Origin of the sequence: Paenibacillus lentus (genome assembly GCF_042714055.1) — a bacterium.
Lineage (GTDB): Bacteria > Bacillota > Bacilli > Paenibacillales > Paenibacillaceae > Fontibacillus > Fontibacillus lentus_A.
The window spans coordinates 571,157-585,213 of the sequence record NZ_JBHGVC010000002.1 but is presented as its reverse complement, the minus strand read 5'-3'; the positions used below and the strand labels follow the sequence as shown (position 1 = coordinate 585,213).

20 protein-coding genes and 2 pseudogenes are annotated in these 14,057 nt (G+C 44.3%); 4 read left to right on the top strand and 18 right to left on the bottom strand.

The window, feature by feature from the left end:
* Positions 1 to 8 precede the first annotated feature (8 nt).
* The 5 genes from ACE3MQ_RS06410 to ACE3MQ_RS06390 all read right to left on the bottom strand — a co-directional run bounded on the left by ACE3MQ_RS06410 (position 9) and on the right by ACE3MQ_RS06390 (position 3,984).
* A complete protein-coding gene (locus ACE3MQ_RS06410) occupies positions 9 to 548 on the bottom strand; it encodes a hypothetical protein (RefSeq protein WP_379391752.1) in 540 nt (179 codons plus the stop codon).
* Positions 549 to 626: 78 nt separating this feature from the next.
* Complete coding sequence (locus ACE3MQ_RS06405; RefSeq protein ID WP_379391750.1) at positions 627 to 2,021, bottom strand: sensor histidine kinase; 1,395 nt, start codon at positions 2,019 to 2,021, stop codon at positions 627 to 629.
* A gap of 1 nt (position 2,022) precedes the next feature.
* The gene (locus tag ACE3MQ_RS06400) at positions 2,023 to 2,727 is read right to left on the bottom strand and encodes a response regulator transcription factor (RefSeq protein WP_379391748.1); all 705 of its coding nucleotides are present in this window, start codon (positions 2,725 to 2,727) and stop codon (positions 2,023 to 2,025) included.
* Between the two features lie 159 nt (positions 2,728 to 2,886).
* A complete protein-coding gene (locus tag ACE3MQ_RS06395) occupies positions 2,887 to 3,339 on the bottom strand; it encodes a RidA family protein (protein ID WP_379391746.1) in 453 nt (150 codons plus the stop codon).
* 27 nt (positions 3,340 to 3,366) lie between these two features.
* Positions 3,367 to 3,984 carry a hypothetical protein gene (locus tag ACE3MQ_RS06390; RefSeq protein ID WP_379391744.1) on the bottom strand — a complete coding sequence of 206 codons (618 nt, stop codon included), beginning with the start codon at positions 3,982 to 3,984 and terminating at the stop codon, positions 3,367 to 3,369.
* 108 nt (positions 3,985 to 4,092) lie between these two features.
* Between ACE3MQ_RS06390 and ACE3MQ_RS06385 the strand changes: the two genes are divergently transcribed.
* Positions 4,093 to 4,734 carry a copper amine oxidase N-terminal domain-containing protein gene (locus ACE3MQ_RS06385; RefSeq protein ID WP_379391742.1) on the top strand — a complete coding sequence of 214 codons (642 nt, stop codon included), beginning with the start codon at positions 4,093 to 4,095 and terminating at the stop codon, positions 4,732 to 4,734.
* On the opposite strand, the gene ACE3MQ_RS06380 is transcribed toward ACE3MQ_RS06385, so the two are convergent.
* The 11 genes and pseudogenes from ACE3MQ_RS06380 to ACE3MQ_RS06330 all read right to left on the bottom strand — a co-directional run bounded on the left by ACE3MQ_RS06380 (position 4,721) and on the right by ACE3MQ_RS06330 (position 11,793).
* Positions 4,721 to 5,083, bottom strand: a complete 363-nt coding sequence (locus ACE3MQ_RS06380) for a VOC family protein (RefSeq protein ID WP_379391741.1) — start codon at positions 5,081 to 5,083, stop codon at positions 4,721 to 4,723. The genes ACE3MQ_RS06385 and ACE3MQ_RS06380 overlap by 14 nt on opposite strands.
* Before the next feature lie 112 nt (positions 5,084 to 5,195).
* Positions 5,196 to 5,405, bottom strand: coding sequence for a helix-hairpin-helix domain-containing protein (locus ACE3MQ_RS06375; protein WP_379391739.1), 210 nt, complete (start codon positions 5,403 to 5,405; stop codon positions 5,196 to 5,198).
* Positions 5,406 to 5,528: 123 nt separating this feature from the next.
* Positions 5,529 to 6,215 (bottom strand): phosphoribosylaminoimidazolesuccinocarboxamide synthase, encoded by a 687-nt coding sequence (locus ACE3MQ_RS06370; protein WP_379391737.1) that lies wholly within the window; start codon positions 6,213 to 6,215, stop codon positions 5,529 to 5,531.
* Between the two features lie 1,111 nt (positions 6,216 to 7,326).
* Positions 7,327 to 8,100, bottom strand: coding sequence for an N-acetylmuramoyl-L-alanine amidase (locus ACE3MQ_RS06365; protein WP_379391735.1), 774 nt, complete (start codon positions 8,098 to 8,100; stop codon positions 7,327 to 7,329).
* A complete protein-coding gene (locus ACE3MQ_RS06360) occupies positions 8,100 to 8,348 on the bottom strand; it encodes a phage holin family protein (RefSeq protein ID WP_379391874.1) in 249 nt (82 codons plus the stop codon). The genes ACE3MQ_RS06365 and ACE3MQ_RS06360 overlap by 1 nt, the downstream gene beginning before the upstream one ends.
* 37 nt (positions 8,349 to 8,385) lie before the next feature.
* Entirely contained in the window at positions 8,386 to 8,610 is a 225-nt protein-coding gene (locus ACE3MQ_RS06355) for a hemolysin XhlA family protein (protein WP_379391733.1), read from the bottom strand.
* A gap of 101 nt (positions 8,611 to 8,711) precedes the next feature.
* Complete coding sequence (locus ACE3MQ_RS06350; protein WP_379391732.1) at positions 8,712 to 9,167, bottom strand: hypothetical protein; 456 nt, start codon at positions 9,165 to 9,167, stop codon at positions 8,712 to 8,714.
* Positions 9,168 to 9,322: 155 nt separating this feature from the next.
* Positions 9,323 to 9,442 (bottom strand): annotated as a pseudogene (locus tag ACE3MQ_RS06345) (XkdX family protein); the annotation flags it as partial.
* A gap of 18 nt (positions 9,443 to 9,460) precedes the next feature.
* Positions 9,461 to 9,841, bottom strand: a complete 381-nt coding sequence (locus ACE3MQ_RS06340) for a hypothetical protein (RefSeq protein ID WP_379391730.1) — start codon at positions 9,839 to 9,841, stop codon at positions 9,461 to 9,463.
* A complete protein-coding gene (locus ACE3MQ_RS06335; RefSeq protein WP_463140002.1) occupies positions 9,834 to 11,000 on the bottom strand; it encodes a phage tail protein in 1,167 nt (388 codons plus the stop codon). Before ACE3MQ_RS06335 ends, ACE3MQ_RS06340 begins: the two co-directional genes overlap by 8 nt.
* Positions 11,001 to 11,268: 268 nt before the next feature.
* A complete protein-coding gene (locus ACE3MQ_RS06330; RefSeq protein ID WP_379391728.1) occupies positions 11,269 to 11,793 on the bottom strand; it encodes a hypothetical protein in 525 nt (174 codons plus the stop codon).
* A 48-nt stretch (positions 11,794 to 11,841) separates the two neighbouring features.
* Between ACE3MQ_RS06330 and ACE3MQ_RS06325 the strand changes: the two genes are divergently transcribed.
* From ACE3MQ_RS06325 to ACE3MQ_RS06315, 3 genes and pseudogenes are all read left to right on the top strand, one after another.
* Positions 11,842 to 12,114, top strand: coding sequence for a hypothetical protein (locus tag ACE3MQ_RS06325; protein WP_379391726.1), 273 nt, complete (start codon positions 11,842 to 11,844; stop codon positions 12,112 to 12,114).
* 33 nt (positions 12,115 to 12,147) lie between these two features.
* Positions 12,148 to 12,369, top strand: a complete 222-nt coding sequence (locus tag ACE3MQ_RS06320; RefSeq protein WP_379391724.1) for a hypothetical protein — start codon at positions 12,148 to 12,150, stop codon at positions 12,367 to 12,369.
* Positions 12,356 to 12,544 (top strand): annotated as a pseudogene (locus ACE3MQ_RS06315) (tyrosine-type recombinase/integrase); the annotation flags it as partial. The gene ACE3MQ_RS06320 and the pseudogene ACE3MQ_RS06315, both read left to right, overlap by 14 nt.
* Positions 12,545 to 12,626: 82 nt before the next feature.
* Here ACE3MQ_RS06315 and ACE3MQ_RS06310 read toward each other — a convergent pair.
* Both ACE3MQ_RS06310 and ACE3MQ_RS06305 read right to left on the bottom strand, forming a co-directional pair.
* Positions 12,627 to 13,370, bottom strand: a complete 744-nt coding sequence (locus ACE3MQ_RS06310) for an alpha/beta fold hydrolase (protein WP_379391722.1) — start codon at positions 13,368 to 13,370, stop codon at positions 12,627 to 12,629.
* 26 nt (positions 13,371 to 13,396) lie between these two features.
* Positions 13,397 to 13,822, bottom strand: coding sequence for a zinc ribbon domain-containing protein (locus tag ACE3MQ_RS06305; protein ID WP_379391720.1), 426 nt, complete (start codon positions 13,820 to 13,822; stop codon positions 13,397 to 13,399).
* Positions 13,823 to 14,057: the final 235 nt, after the last annotated feature.

Here is a 14,057-nt window from a genome sequence, read left to right as displayed (position 1 = left end):
ATAACAATCTAGTTCATGATGTCGCTTATATCGCGATAACCTTTCCGATCCTGCAGCTTCCATTCGTCTCTGTCCCATTCATAAATATCAAGCCCGTTAACGCCTTCTCCTAACGACCAGCCTAGAAGGATCTCGGCGAGCCCATCCTTGTCCACATCATGGATCCCCGCATAGTCCAAGCCGCGGCCGCTGCCTTCCGCAGCCCACACAATTTGCCAGGCTTCTTGCTGACGCATCAAAAGAGCCGCTTTTAGCGTTCTTTCCCGGCCACCGTCTTCTTCATATACAACGATCGCCTCATTTCGCCCGTCTCCGTCCAAATCTCCGTACGAGATCCCGCTACTCGCCTTGCCATCAGGCGTAGTCAGCAGCCGCGCGCCATCAGGCAACAATGCTTGAAGGCTTCTCTGCATGTCGTCATCCTGATTCCCATACTCTCCGGTATTCGGCGCCGTTATGAGATCGCTTGGCATGGAGGGTATAGCGCATCCGCCGATCACAAGCCATACTGCGGCCATTAGACTGATTAATATGAGCCTTTTCGACATATTGCGTCCTGCTCCTCACGTATTCTTTGTCCTATTCTAAATGGTTTATGGATCTAAAAGGTTATGAAATAGTTAAAATTAATCTAGATCGCTCCTTGGAAGATATATCGTCACTTTAGTTCCTTTACCGAGCTCACTGTGAATCGTTAATTGGCCTTGGTGCAGCTGAATGATTTGCTCAGAGATCGCTAAGCCTAATCCACTGCCGCTCATCTTGTGATTTCCCTTGTAAAATTTCTGCAGTAATTTCGGAAGCTCCTGATCCGCAATGCCGGCTCCCGTATCTACGACGGTAATGATGACCTGCTTCTCAACTGGACGGGCCGAAAGAACGATCACTCCGCCTGGCTCCGTAAATTTAAGCGCGTTATCGAGCAAATTAATGATGACCTGCTTTAAACGGTTCTCGTCCGCGGAAACGATGGGCAGCGTGTCCGGTGCCTTAACCTCCAGCAAAATGCCCTGCCTGACAGCCCGAGGGCGAAGCAATTGGCCGATATTCAGCAAAAACTCCGTTAAATGAAGCGGGGAGCGGTTTAACACCATACGCCCGTCTTCAAACTTCGAGAAATCCAGCAGCTCGTCGACGAGACGCGCCAATCGATCCGTTTCCGACTCGATAATGTCCAGCCCCTCCTGAAGCGGAGCCTTTCCTTTCAACAGATTTCCTTTTAACGTGACGACCCAGCCTTTGATCGAGGTTAACGGCGAACGAAGCTCATGCGAAACCGAAGAAATAAAATCATTTTTAAGCTGGTCTTGCCGCTGTATTTTGACTGCCATCGTATTCAGCGTTTCCGCCAGTGCTCCAAGCTCGTCTTCGTATGGGGCGGTGGCTCTGGCCGTAAAATCTCCCTCCGCCATCTTTTCGGCTGCCCGCTTCAGTCCGGTAATGGATCTCGTTATCGTTCCGGATAGTATAATACCAACAACGGCAACGAGGGCAATCACAATTAGACCTACGGAAATAAAGATAACCGCAATCTGCCTGACCGTTTCCTTCGTTTCCGTTAGGGAGGTCACGAATCGCACCGCGCCAACCGCCTGGCCGTCGGCCAGCAGCGGATAGGATACCGCCAAGACCTCCTCCTGCGCCAACGGGTCAAGCCCTTGCCAAGACTCTGCATAGCCGGCGATGGCCTTCCGTACATCCGGGTATCCGGTCATGTTCTGCCCGATCTGATATCCGGTCGAATCCTGAAGAAGCTGTCCAGAGGAACCGATGATTTGCGCCTGAGCGGCGAAGTTATGCGAAAATCCTTTCAATAGCCGTTCAGCCTGCTGCTCCAAATCCTGATCGGAGAAATATTGCTCATAAAAAGAAGCCGATAGCTCCGCCTGATGGATCAAAATTTGTTCCATATTATGATGGTAATAATAATTCACCCCGGCAACCAGAATGGCCTCCAGGGTGATTACCGTGATCAGAATAACCAGGAGATAGCTTCCGACCAGCCTTTTGCGTATTCCCAATTCAATCGTCCTTCCTCCAGCGATATCCTACGCCCCAAACGGTTTCGATCAACTGCGGATTGGAGCTGTCATCCTCCAGCTTTTCCCGCAGCTTCCGCACATGGACATCCACCGTTTTCGTATCGCCGACAAAATCTTCTCCCCAGACAAGATTCATGAGTTCATTTCTCGATAAAGCTGCATCCGGGTTTTCCATAAACGCCTTGACCATTTGGAATTCCTTCGGCGTTGCTTCGATAACCTCATCTCGTTTATATAGCTTATTCGAGGTCAGATCGAGGCGAATCGCTCCGGATTGAAGAACGGTATTCTGTGATTCCTCCGTCTTGCGGGTACGGCGCAGCACCGTGCGAATTCTTGCCGTCAGCTCCAACGGATTAAACGGCTTTACGATATAATCGTCAGCCCCTAGCTCCAATCCCTTGATTTTGTCCAAGTCCTGCCCCCGCGCCGTCAGAAAAACGATCACGACCTCCGGATCCATTTCTCTTAACCGCATGCATATTTCAAAACCGTCGAAATCCGGCAGCATGATGTCCAGAACGATCACATCCGGCCGGTCTGCCGCGAAGCTTCTAAGTGCCGTCTCCCCGTCCGCAGCTTCGGAAACACGAAACCCGCTGCCTTCTAAATTGATCGCGATAAAGCGCCGTATATGATCATCGTCCTCCACAATAAGCACGTGGTTACGGTTGTCCAAATCCATAGTCCCCCTCAAAAGCTTGCTCGTTCAATGAATTATCCCTATTAAAACACTAAACCTATCGTCATGCAAAAGCCTCCTCAACAGCACCCTGCAATCTCGTATAAAAAAATAAACCCAACCGGTTCGATAGAACCGCTTGGATTATTCTCCTCCATCTTCCTATTCCTCAACTTCAAAAATGGAATCCACGATGATCGGCAGATTTTCTCTCACCGAAACGGCACCAAATACCGATCTCGCATGGCTTCCCTTGTCTTCAAATACTTCCATCAACAAATCGGAGAATCCGTTAAATACTTTATGATGCTCTTCAAACTCAGCAGTCGCATTGACGAACCCCTGCACTTTAACCGCCCTTTTTACGCGGTCTAATGATCCAAGAGCTGATTTCAGCACAGCGAGCACTTCGATTCCTGCTTGTCTGGCGAACTCATACCCTTCCGCTGTCGTGAAGTCTTGTCCCAGCTTCCCCTTCGGGTTGCCCCTCGGCCCTTTCCCGGAAACAAACATCAATCCATTAACGATGACATAATTCGCATACTTCGCTGCCGGGTCACTTGCAGCAGGCAACGTAATCTTCAAAGCTTCCAACCTTGCCTCAACAGAACTCATACATAAACCCCTCACCTTCTTCTTAGCTTATAAAACATACTTCATAGACAGTCTTTGATGCAGTATAAAGTCGGGATGGTTCCGAATGGCCTCCTGCAGGCTTTTCTTCCATTCCAGCTTAATCCATCCGGGATCATACCCGGCTAGTTTGGATTCATCAAATGGATGAGTGAACGAAGACAAGTCATCCCTAAGTATTTCAAGCCCGGCGATCATCTCTGCCGCTTTGAAATCTTTTTCATGGAGTAAAATACCATCGGTCAAATCCGCTTTGACGTAACGGTAAAAATCCGCTAAGGTACTATAGATAATATAGGTTGATGCTTCATAATGCATAAAATCATGATCGAGCAGCCGAAATGAATCCCCTGCCGAGCTTAATGAGACCTCTAAGTCGCCCAATAAGCTAATTGTGTTCTCGGGACTAGTCCCATTCTCAAGTCTTTGAATTAATAAATCGATCTGGTTTATAGATAGATTTAACTGCGAGAAGGCATGGCTTATTCTCTGGGCATATCCATTTTGCTGAGTCTCTTTAAATTTAAAAAGTTTAAAATTAAGGAAGATGCTTCCTGTTAATAATAGAATCAAGAGTACAACGATTAGGGTTATCTTCTTGTATGCTAAGTACTGCCTAATCCTCATTTTATCTTTCCCTTCACCCTCATGAATTGAAATATTTTAATCATCTTGGCAAGTTATCCCGATATAGCTCTTAGGCATGTAAATAAATGATTCTAAGGAGGCTGTACGATGAAAAAGATTCTGGCTCTTGTTGTCAGTCTGACTTTGCTGTTATCGGCTCAAACGGCTCTAGCCCATCCCGGAAGAACAGATGCCAACGGTGGACATAATTGCTCTGAGAAGTCGAAGCAGAAAGGCCTTTGCAGCGGTTATCACTATCATAATTCTGGAACGACGACAAATTCCAGCTCCAAATCAAAATCCACGACGACAAAATCAAGTACTTCCACTAATAAAAGCTCGTCTTCCAAATCCAATGCGGGCAGCAAAAATACCGTACCTAAAAAGGGTTATACCACGGTGGACATTACATTGATTGTCAATGGCAATATCGTACCCTTGGATCAAAAAGCGGTTATCGTCAATGGCACGGTATTGATCCCTTTGAAAAACATGTTCGATGCTCTCGGAGCAACAATGCAATGGGATCAAAATACAAAGAAGATTACCGCCACCAAAGGGGACACGACCGTTGAACTGACCGTGGACAGCACATCTGCCAAGAAACACAATGAAGAACTGACTTTACAGGCTAAACCGATTGTAATCAATGGTTATACGATGGTGCCTGCCCGTTTTGCCGCCGAGTCGTTTGATGCTTCCGTTGAATGGGATTCTTCATCAAGCACGATTACGATTACAGCGCCTTAATGCATTCTACGCGGTTGCCGAATGGATCTCTGAACTCGAATCTTTCATACCCTGGGATCGGAATGGATTCCAGGGTTTCTATGCCATTGTCCTTTAGCTGCTGCTGGATCACCTTCAGATCCTCCACTTCATAAGCCAGGTGAGCTTTGGTTGAACCTCGATTCACGCCATCCTCTGTTCCAACGTGCAGCTGTTGATGACCAACCTGAAGCCATAAGCCGCCTCTCCCCATCAAGCTTTCCGGCTTTGTAATTTCTTTCAGCAGCAATACGCCGCAGTAAAATTTCCTAGCCTCCTCTTCCTTGCCGACTGGAATTGTAATTTGTGCATGATGAAAGCCTCTAATCATAGTCGGGACCTCCTTAATCTTGAATGGATTCTCCAGCGATTCGGAACCGTTTAGCGGATTTTCTTCCATGATTATACATCAAGACAACTTGGTTCTGGTAGACTCTATTAGTCTAGTCCTCTCTATAAGCCATTCCTCTCTCTTGCAGTGCATTTCGAAGCCTTTGAACAGCATTGGGGCCAATCCCGTGCAACTGCTTCAGTTCTTCTTCACTGTAGCTAGCAATCTGCTCTAAGCTTGTAATACCTGCATTGGCCAGCGCTCGAAGCGCTGGTTTGGCCAAGCCAGCTGGAAACCCATGTCCTGACGGTGTAGAATTCATTTTCCTTTTCCCTCTTTCAGGTAGATTAAAATCTGAGTTGTATACCATATCATGAATAAGACCCGGCCTATCAGCCGGGTCATTTGTCGAAGTTTAATATTCTTTTCGGAGAGGGTAAAGACTTTAAGCTTCGACGATCAATTTTTCCAACACCAGCGGCTCTACATATTTGCCATCTTGATAGGCCCGCATATTTCCGCCGGAAATCTCATCGATGAGAACGATTTGGGCACCGTCGTCGACTCTGCCGAATTCAAACTTGATGTCGTACAGCTCAACGCCTTTTTTCGCAAGCTCCGTTTTAACGACTTTCCCAATCGCTTGGGTCAGCTCTTTCAACACCTTATACTCGGCGGAGGATAAAATCCCTAGCATATCAAGCGCATCCTCGGAAATCGGCGGATCTTGGCGCTCGTCGTCTTTGATGGTGACCTCTACGAAGGCGTCCAGAGCTTGTCCCTCCTCGGCATACATGCCATAGCGGCGCAGGAAGCTTCCCACCGCTCTATAACGGCAAATCACCTCTAGACCTTTACCGAAAACGGTAGCCGGTTTGACTGTCATCGTTGCGTTGTCGATATCAGCATCTATATAGTGCGTAGGAATTCCTTTGTCCTTCAATATTTCAAAGAAATATTTCGTCAATCGGAGTCCCGCTTTCCCCGCGCCTTCCATCGTCAATCCGACCGTGTTGGCACCCGGATCGAATACACCGTTCTCTCCCGTCACATCGTCCTTGAATTTCAGCAAATAGTTTCCATCTTCTAGAGCATACACATCTTTTGTTTTTCCTGTATAGACCAATTTCATTCCTGCAGATCCTTTCTCGAAAAAGATTATATTTACAATATATCTTAGGTAGTAACGCTGGCGATCGTTAGTGTACGTTTAGGTTATAAATGTCGGCTTTTCTGAGCAATTCATCATTTTTTATACGCCTATATTCGCCTACGTTCGCCGATAATGTGATTTTTTCTTTATTAAGCGGTTTGTTCAGCACATTTATGTTTACCTGATAATTGATTATAACATTTTTTCAGTTTACCGCTAGTGAAAAACAGGAGGATTAAGGCTCATCACTTTGTCGTTAATTTCTTCATAATCTCCTGACAAACTTCACTGTTCCATTCCATATAAAAAATAATCATCCCTAAGATCAATACTGCTTTCTTTGCTAAATGTTTTGATCGGTTTTCCACATGACTTCTCCATGATTTCTATTGCCTTGAACTGTATTTCTTGATCCATCCGACTCATTGATAATCTCATGACATCAGAATTATATACCAGACAAAATGAATTTTCACCCTCTGAATGTGCCCACGAAATTACAGTTTCATTTTTTTTATTAGCCATCATAGCATAAAAATGCTAGGTATTTGCAAATTTACTATATTTAGCCATTATTATCATGAAAAGTATTTTATTAAATGAAGTTGTTACTGCATCATATTATTAAACGATATGGAGGGATGAGCATAGTGACAAATCAATCATTAACGTTAGGGGAACTGTTTGGAGAAGATTCTGCTCTTTATTCGGACGATCAACAAAAAGTGGTTAATTCTTTTTACAAAATCCTAAAGATTTTTTTGCCAGTACCGCAGAACAGGTCGCTTCTAAGATCTCCGTTAGCGAATCTGTCGTCTATTCTACTTTGCTTACTGGTTTACCGGTTTGTTCTGGGAATACGAAACTGGATATAGAACGAAAACTCATTAAAATGAATGGTAATAAGATTAATTATAAGAACCCTTGAGGGGGTACGTCCACAGGTCTTCTTTGACGTCTGTTACCATGTTGTTCACGATAGCTTTATATCCCATAATTTTGAAGTTAAAGTTAATAGTTTTCATAAAAACGTCAAAAAGACCCTACCAGCAGTAGGGTCTTTGATGTTACTGTTATGATTCAATAGCCTTCAATCGCTTCTCGACTTCACTGATCCTCTCATTACCCCAGCAATCAAATCCAGAATATTCTTTCGGAGCCGGTTAAGCACAATTGCTGATTCTTCCCTTGTAATTGCCGCACCAGGACGTTTGCCGTCATAGTATCCGTTCTTTTGCATCTCTTCCCATGCTGGCGCTGCCCAAGGGCTAACCACGTTGATATCTCGTTCTTTTGTCACAACTGCCCCCTCCTTTCGCTTCAAGCCTAAATATTTTACGGTCCCGCTTACATGACCCTGGATGATCGCATCGATCACCTCTTGCCGTTTAAGCTTGGCCGCATCACTTAACACATCGATGAATAGATTCTCTGTCAAAACAGCGGGCATTTTATTTTCACGGATCATGTGCAAATTTTTAGACTTCTGCCCCCGATCGATTACGCCGTACGGTTTCAACGCTGCCATGATCTCGGTGTGAAGGCCGTTTTGGAATGTCTTTGATGCAGCCGAAACCGATGTATATCGGAACGTTTCAAAACCACCCGGACCGCCGCCGGCGTTACAATGTATAGAAACTAGGAGATCCGCTCCCGCTGGCTTAGCTTTATTCGTTCGGTCTTTTAGCTCCAAAAATACATCTGTGCTGCGAGAGAGCAGCACTTGCACTCCCACATATTGGGATTCTAGCCGCTGCTTTACGCCGAGAGACACAGCCAGCGCAATGTCCTTTTCCTGCAGTCCATTCCCGACTGCCCCCGGATCTTTGCCTCCATGCCCGGCGTCAATCCATACTTTTTTCATTATTCTCCTCCCTTCTTCGCCTGCTTAACAGCCTGGTGACCAAATACCGCGAAAGCGCCCGCTAAGATACCCTGGATGACAGTTTCTACGCTCCAGCCAAGCAATCCGACAGCAAACACAACAGCAAGTACCACCACAGTATAAACGATGCTCCAGTCCGGTACCCTCGGGGTCTGCTTAAATGCATATCCCAGCACCCAGCATGCAGCAACTACAACTAACAACCTAGGATTGATGAGTTCAAAAATTACATTCTATTCCATTTCTATCATTCCTCTCATTTTTTTATTTAAGACCTCCAGCGATAATGAAAGCGGCAATCGCCAAAATAAAAGCCCCGGCAAAAGTTCGCCAGAGCCACTTTTGGCCGTCCTGGATCTGGTCTATGCGCTCATGCGCGGACTTAGCCTTTTCCAATGCCTCCGTTGCCGTCTCATTGACAACTAACGCGCGGTCAAGCTTTTCGTTCATACTCACTACGTTTGTTTCAACCCTAGTGATCCGCTGCAATGTCTCTACCTACAGCTCATCCATTTCCTTACCCCCAATCCAATAAAATAGCCCCCGGATCAGTCCGAGGGCATGAAGAAAGCACCCGAAGGTGCTTAAAACTATAAATTCTTGATGTACCAAACAAGATCATATTGAGCTGATACATTTTTTCCTGGTGCATGTTCTATTACAAAATAAACAGTTGAACCAGCTGTTAAATATAAATAATCAAATGACATTATATTTCCACCGTATAATGTATCAGTATACGCAATGTAAGTTTCGCGATTGTTACCATAATCGATTATATACCCTAATCTAAAATCTGTTGTACTTCCGCCACTGAGAAATACATCAACACTAACAAACTTGTCTTCTCCGGTATTGTTTGTCCACTTATACCAATCTTTATCGGAGCTATCTGCGGCGAGAAATAACTTGATGACTTGGGAGGGTAAGAGTGTCAATGCTGTATTCTTGGTGTCTCCAATTCCTGGTGCAGCACTAGCAGGCAACGAGAATGTAAGTAATAGCACGGATGTCAAAAGAACAGCGAGCATTTTCTTAAACTTCATGTCCTTCCACCCTTTACAGTTTATTAGAATCGCTAGATTCGACTCTATTATATCGCTTGCTAACTTTAAAAGAATCCAACGAAAATACCATATATTAGGATGTTTTGTTTATGTTTGGAATTTTGTCATAAATAATACGCCTTAAGGCGCTGTCTCTATGCATATTCAATTTCTGTGATTTCTTGGTAGTGCTGCTGTGTAATCATCCTGGCAACTACAAATGTTTTAAGGCTCTCTGGCGTGTAGGCCGGGTGCCCATTGTCATAGAATCGCTTTACGGATGCAAAACCACATTACTCATCACCTCCCTTCAAAGCAGCTACTTCTAGCAGCAAATTACCAAGTGTATCTTCCAGAGTGGCAATCGTAGCTTTGTCAGCAGCGCTTTCTAGCAGGAGGCTTCCGAGGTCAGATTCGATATTCGTCGCTCTGTCCAAAAGAACCTCATCAGGGATTGGCAGCTCCGGCAAAGACTCGTAATTATAAAAGAGTTCCTTCGCATCAAGCTTAACCATTAACACGGGGTACATACCCTCTACAGTTTCTGCATTAGGGACAGTACTGTCTAAGTATATTCCATTTTCCCGTTCGAACTCTGGAATGGGATTATGATAAATCGCCCTAACTACAGCAGTATTACCTATAGTATTTTCGTAGACGATATACTTAAGCATAGTATAGCCTCCCTACAATACCAGTTTGTATAAACATATAACTAGAACTTTCTATCCACATGTAATGCCTGAAGCAAAGCTCCAGCGGTTGAGCAAAATCAACCGTTCCCGTTCCCTCAGCGATCCCAGTCGAAAAGAAGTAGTTTACTGAATCGTTGCCAGGGTTTTTTACAACGATGCTGACCATATTCGATGAAATTTCATAGTTTAGAGATATCAGGTTACAAAAATACGTGAAACCGTAAAAGTTAAAGTTTAGCAATCTAATGTATGCAGATCCGCCGACATTCCTTAGTATTACATATGTTCTTAGTATATAACCTGATTCTTCTGAGCCACGTGGACCGAATGAGCCTAACTCTGTTCCCGTTGCCCGAAAAGAAAAAAAGGATATCCCACGTGGTAACTGAGCTAAAGGTGTGAATTTTGCTTCACCTCTATTCAAAGTTGTTTCCGAAGTACCCGGCCTGTTGATATCAATCACACCATACGTTTTTGTTTGTATAGACCCTATCTTTTGCGCCAGCACCGTATTTGTATCCGATGCCGATGCAGCCACACCCTTCCCCGTTATGGCCGCTGCAATAGCTTGTTTCTCCGCTGTAGTCATACGTTCCAATGCACCGACTATCCCAAAGAAACTCTTATCCTTCGGTAAATTACCCGCTATAAGATTCGGTTCGCCAACTACATAACCACTCCCATTATGATATCCTGCGGGAATAGCCCTATTCGTTGTACCAGGAGTAATCACTTGTGCTCCTCTATTAATAATTGCTGTCATCTTACTAAGCAGTGAATCCCATGATTCGCTCGTGGATGCCGATATACCCCAGGCAACAAGCGCGGCAACCACTTCCGCTTTCCGCTCATTGCCAAGCTGAAAAGCCGCTGCTGCTGCTGAGTTTGCGGCGTTGGCTGTAGTCTGGGCTACTGCGGCCGCATCGTAGGCCGACTTTACTGCCTTTGAGGTTGCTGCCTGTGCTTCACTTGTACTATTCGTTGCATTCGACAGTTGCACAATCCCCGCTTCCGTTAACGATGCCGGTGGAACTTCAATATGATCCACATCCGTACGCAACTGATTAATTTCTCGCCCAATGTTATTGAAGTCATCCGGCTTCACCGTATCCGTTAATGTCCAATCTGTTTTTGCCATGAATGAATACCTCCGCTTATTATAGTACGTAGCAAATAATTTTTACCTCTGCTGCATTCATTCTATAAGAAGCACAGGGTATTTATTGGCCTTATAGCGGACAGTAAGGGGACATGGGGAGGACAGAAAAATTCACTTTGCTGTAGCCGTGCAAAATTTTTGGAAAACTTTCTCAACATATTTGGCAAAGAATTTTGTGCACTCCACCTCTCTACCCCCAATCCAACAAAATAACCCCCGGATCGGCTCCGAGGGCATAAAAAAACGCCTATTCGGCGTTGTCTGCTTCTTTATTCTCTTGTGCTGGCTGTTGCGCTTTCTCCAAAGCCGCCATAGCATCACCGACGTGCTGATCAATTGCCCGAAGGATGCTAAGCTGCTGACCAGGATGTGAATTTATAACGAGAGAGATCACATCAATACTTCTTCTACTGGGTGTGCTAAATCTAATGAAACATCTATCCGTGTTACCATTGCCATATAAATCACCTCCTCGCGAGCAAAATAAAAGAGCCTGCGGAGATCGCAGACTCGTGGTATAATTTGGCTTGTACAACATACCTTGAGTGGGTGCGGTTTCCTCCGGAAGGGAGGTGAACCGTATGAACTTCTCTTTTTCCGATGTGATTATGTTTGCAGCTTTTATTGTTGCACTTTTAACATACATTGATCGCGATAGAAAAAAGAAGTGACCCACTCTAAGGTTGGCGCCTGTGAGGGTCACTTCTTCATCAGATAAACTTATGGAGGGGTAACCCCACTCAAGTTGTTTGTACTGGGGACGGTCTGCCAACCGTCCTCATTTCTATTGTTATCTTAGCATATTGCGGTTTATACCTCAATGCACAAAGGAGTAAAAAGAGCGGTTGAAGGGTTCTATAAATTTAATTTGAAATATGAATGTTACCGAATTATTCATCATATCGAAAAGTACTATCCGGATGAGGCTAAGCAACTGGTCGAGTTGAAAAATGATGTAGGGCCAGATTTCCCTTCTGAAAAACTAGTCAGAAACATGGTGAGTCAACTTCCGATTCATTCAGCTGAATTAGAGGAAAAAATTAAGGACTATGTATATTATAAAGAAAATCGCTATCCAAGAAGTCACTCATAAGAGTGGCTTTTTGTTATTTGAGGGGGTTAATTAATGGAAATAAGATGTGTTCCTATCGACCGCATCAACGCAGCTGCTTACAATCCGCGGGTTGATCTTCAGCCTGGCAATCCAGAACTTCCAATTGGTTCCTTTTTTAATATATCATCAATCAAATTTACAATGATTGCATTAGAAGTTTGGAGAAGTAGAGATGAATTTAAACCTGCTCATAAAATAACCAGAAATAGATGTTTTTCCCCCGCACATCTTTAGGAACACATACATTAGCTTATTGGCTGAAGCCGAGGTTGATCTGAAGACAATCATGCAGCGGGTCGGCCATACCGATGTAAAAACAACATTAAAAATTTATACGCATGTGACTGATAAGATGAACGAAAACGCCTCTAATCCCAATGATTACGGGCGTTTCGATCTGTATTATTAATCTATTTACAATATAGCATGCCTGTTGGGGGCTGCACCATTTTTTTAAAACTTCTGCTAGAGATGAAGAGTTGACTCCGCACTTACGTTTCCCGTATCCACGATTCAACGATTTCATGGAATAACTCCGGAGCCAAAGTTCCCCCATGCCCAATCCGAGGGATGATCATGGCCTCGCAATTGGAATTGCTGTGCTTGATATCTGCCGCGGATTTCCTCATCATAACCCTCTCTTTTTCTCCAACGGTTACCAGGATCTTTGCCGTCGATCGATGGAAATTTTCAGGGATTTGAAAAGTCATATTCTCCTGCAAAATATCCACTAGTGTATCGGCACTCATTTGGCAGGTCTCGCGGTAATAAGTCTCAAATTGATCTGCACCAATATATAACTGCCTGGCTTGAAGCTTTGAAAAGCTCCTAAGCTTGGTCAACCAATGCGTTAACCTAATGGTAGGCCGGATGATCTGATTTGCTAAAGGAATAGGTCTGACCAGCGCACTGTTAATGATCGCGTAATCTATACTATGAGGTCTCATGCTCAAAATTTGGAGAGCTACCTGAGCCCCGAGCGAAAATCCGATCAGGATCACAGGCTTGCCCGCTGCCTTCGTATCGATCAAATTGATCATAAGCTCAGCGCTGCCAATGATAGAAAAAGCAATGCCAGAGTTCCTGCCATGCCCAGGCAAATCAGGCACTAAGCAATGATAATTCTGAAAATAATCCGTTTGTTTATCCCACATCCAGCCGCTTACCCCGCCGCCATGCAAAAAAACGATGAGAGGCGCCGTCGTATCTCCCGACTCCCTGAAATATAGCTTCAATATAGTGTACTCCTTTTAAATCTGAATTATCTGCCGAAAAGAATATCCATGATCGTTCCCAGGCTTCCCGTTTTCATATTTTGCAGAATATCGGGATCATAAATTTCAACAAAACCACAGGATATGCAGGAGACGAAAAGAAAATGGTTATACTGAACGTCCAATAGCTTACTAAGACCGGCTCCCGTCATGGCAACCTCCTTAATCGTACACTCTGTCCCCCCGCATTTGGAGCATTTGAATTTGTTCTCGATGACCTGTTCGATAGAGATATCAGATAATTTTTCATGATGGTAGTCGTCACTAATAAACTCCATTTCTTCTCCGAGGCCATCTTCACTACGTTCAAATTGAAAATCATCCTCGATGACTTCATGCAATTGTTTACGACATTTCGGACATCTTCCATTTTTAATTTCAATTCGATTACCGCACCATGGACATTCGATCAAGCGTTTCACTCCCCTTCCTTATCTACCCTGCTGCTATAACTAACAATAACATATAAGACTCCACCAACGATTTAAAAGGGCTCCCAGAATATAAATCCTCTTCGTATGAGCATATATTTAACAAATTATCATTCACTTTATATTTTCTATAAATCATATTTTATTTCCTATACAGATTCCAAAATATTTCATCAAATCTATTGAATTTTATCCATTATATGTATATTATTGGGCT

What these genes read in the sequence shown, in the direction of transcription:
- ACE3MQ_RS06395 (WP_379391746.1), bottom strand. Translation starts at nt 3,339, where the DNA reads ATGAGTTCTGTTGAGGCAAGGTTGGAAGCTTTGAAGATTACGTTGCCT.
- ACE3MQ_RS06400 (WP_379391748.1), bottom strand. Translation starts at nt 2,727, where the DNA reads ATGGATTTGGACAACCGTAACCACGTGCTTATTGTGGAGGACGATGAT.
- ACE3MQ_RS06350 (WP_379391732.1), bottom strand. Translation starts at nt 9,167, where the DNA reads ATGAAGTTTAAGAAAATGCTCGCTGTTCTTTTGACATCCGTGCTATTA.
- ACE3MQ_RS06380 (WP_379391741.1), bottom strand. Translation starts at nt 5,083, where the DNA reads ATGATTAGAGGCTTTCATCATGCACAAATTACAATTCCAGTCGGCAAG.
- ACE3MQ_RS06385 (WP_379391742.1), top strand. Translation starts at nt 4,093, where the DNA reads ATGAAAAAGATTCTGGCTCTTGTTGTCAGTCTGACTTTGCTGTTATCG.
- ACE3MQ_RS06390 (WP_379391744.1), bottom strand. Translation starts at nt 3,984, where the DNA reads ATGAGGATTAGGCAGTACTTAGCATACAAGAAGATAACCCTAATCGTT.
- ACE3MQ_RS06325 (WP_379391726.1), top strand. Translation starts at nt 11,842, where the DNA reads ATGCACAAAGGAGTAAAAAGAGCGGTTGAAGGGTTCTATAAATTTAAT.
- ACE3MQ_RS06370 (WP_379391737.1), bottom strand. Translation starts at nt 6,215, where the DNA reads ATGAAATTGGTCTATACAGGAAAAACAAAAGATGTGTATGCTCTAGAA.
- ACE3MQ_RS06365 (WP_379391735.1), bottom strand. Translation starts at nt 8,100, where the DNA reads ATGAAAAAAGTATGGATTGACGCCGGGCATGGAGGCAAAGATCCGGGG.
- ACE3MQ_RS06320 (WP_379391724.1), top strand. Translation starts at nt 12,148, where the DNA reads ATGGAAATAAGATGTGTTCCTATCGACCGCATCAACGCAGCTGCTTAC.
- ACE3MQ_RS06410 (WP_379391752.1), bottom strand. Translation starts at nt 548, where the DNA reads ATGTCGAAAAGGCTCATATTAATCAGTCTAATGGCCGCAGTATGGCTT.
- ACE3MQ_RS06340 (WP_379391730.1), bottom strand. Translation starts at nt 9,841, where the DNA reads ATGCTTAAGTATATCGTCTACGAAAATACTATAGGTAATACTGCTGTA.
- ACE3MQ_RS06375 (WP_379391739.1), bottom strand. Translation starts at nt 5,405, where the DNA reads ATGAATTCTACACCGTCAGGACATGGGTTTCCAGCTGGCTTGGCCAAA.
- ACE3MQ_RS06335 (WP_463140002.1), bottom strand. Translation starts at nt 11,000, where the DNA reads ATGGCAAAAACAGATTGGACATTAACGGATACGGTGAAGCCGGATGAC.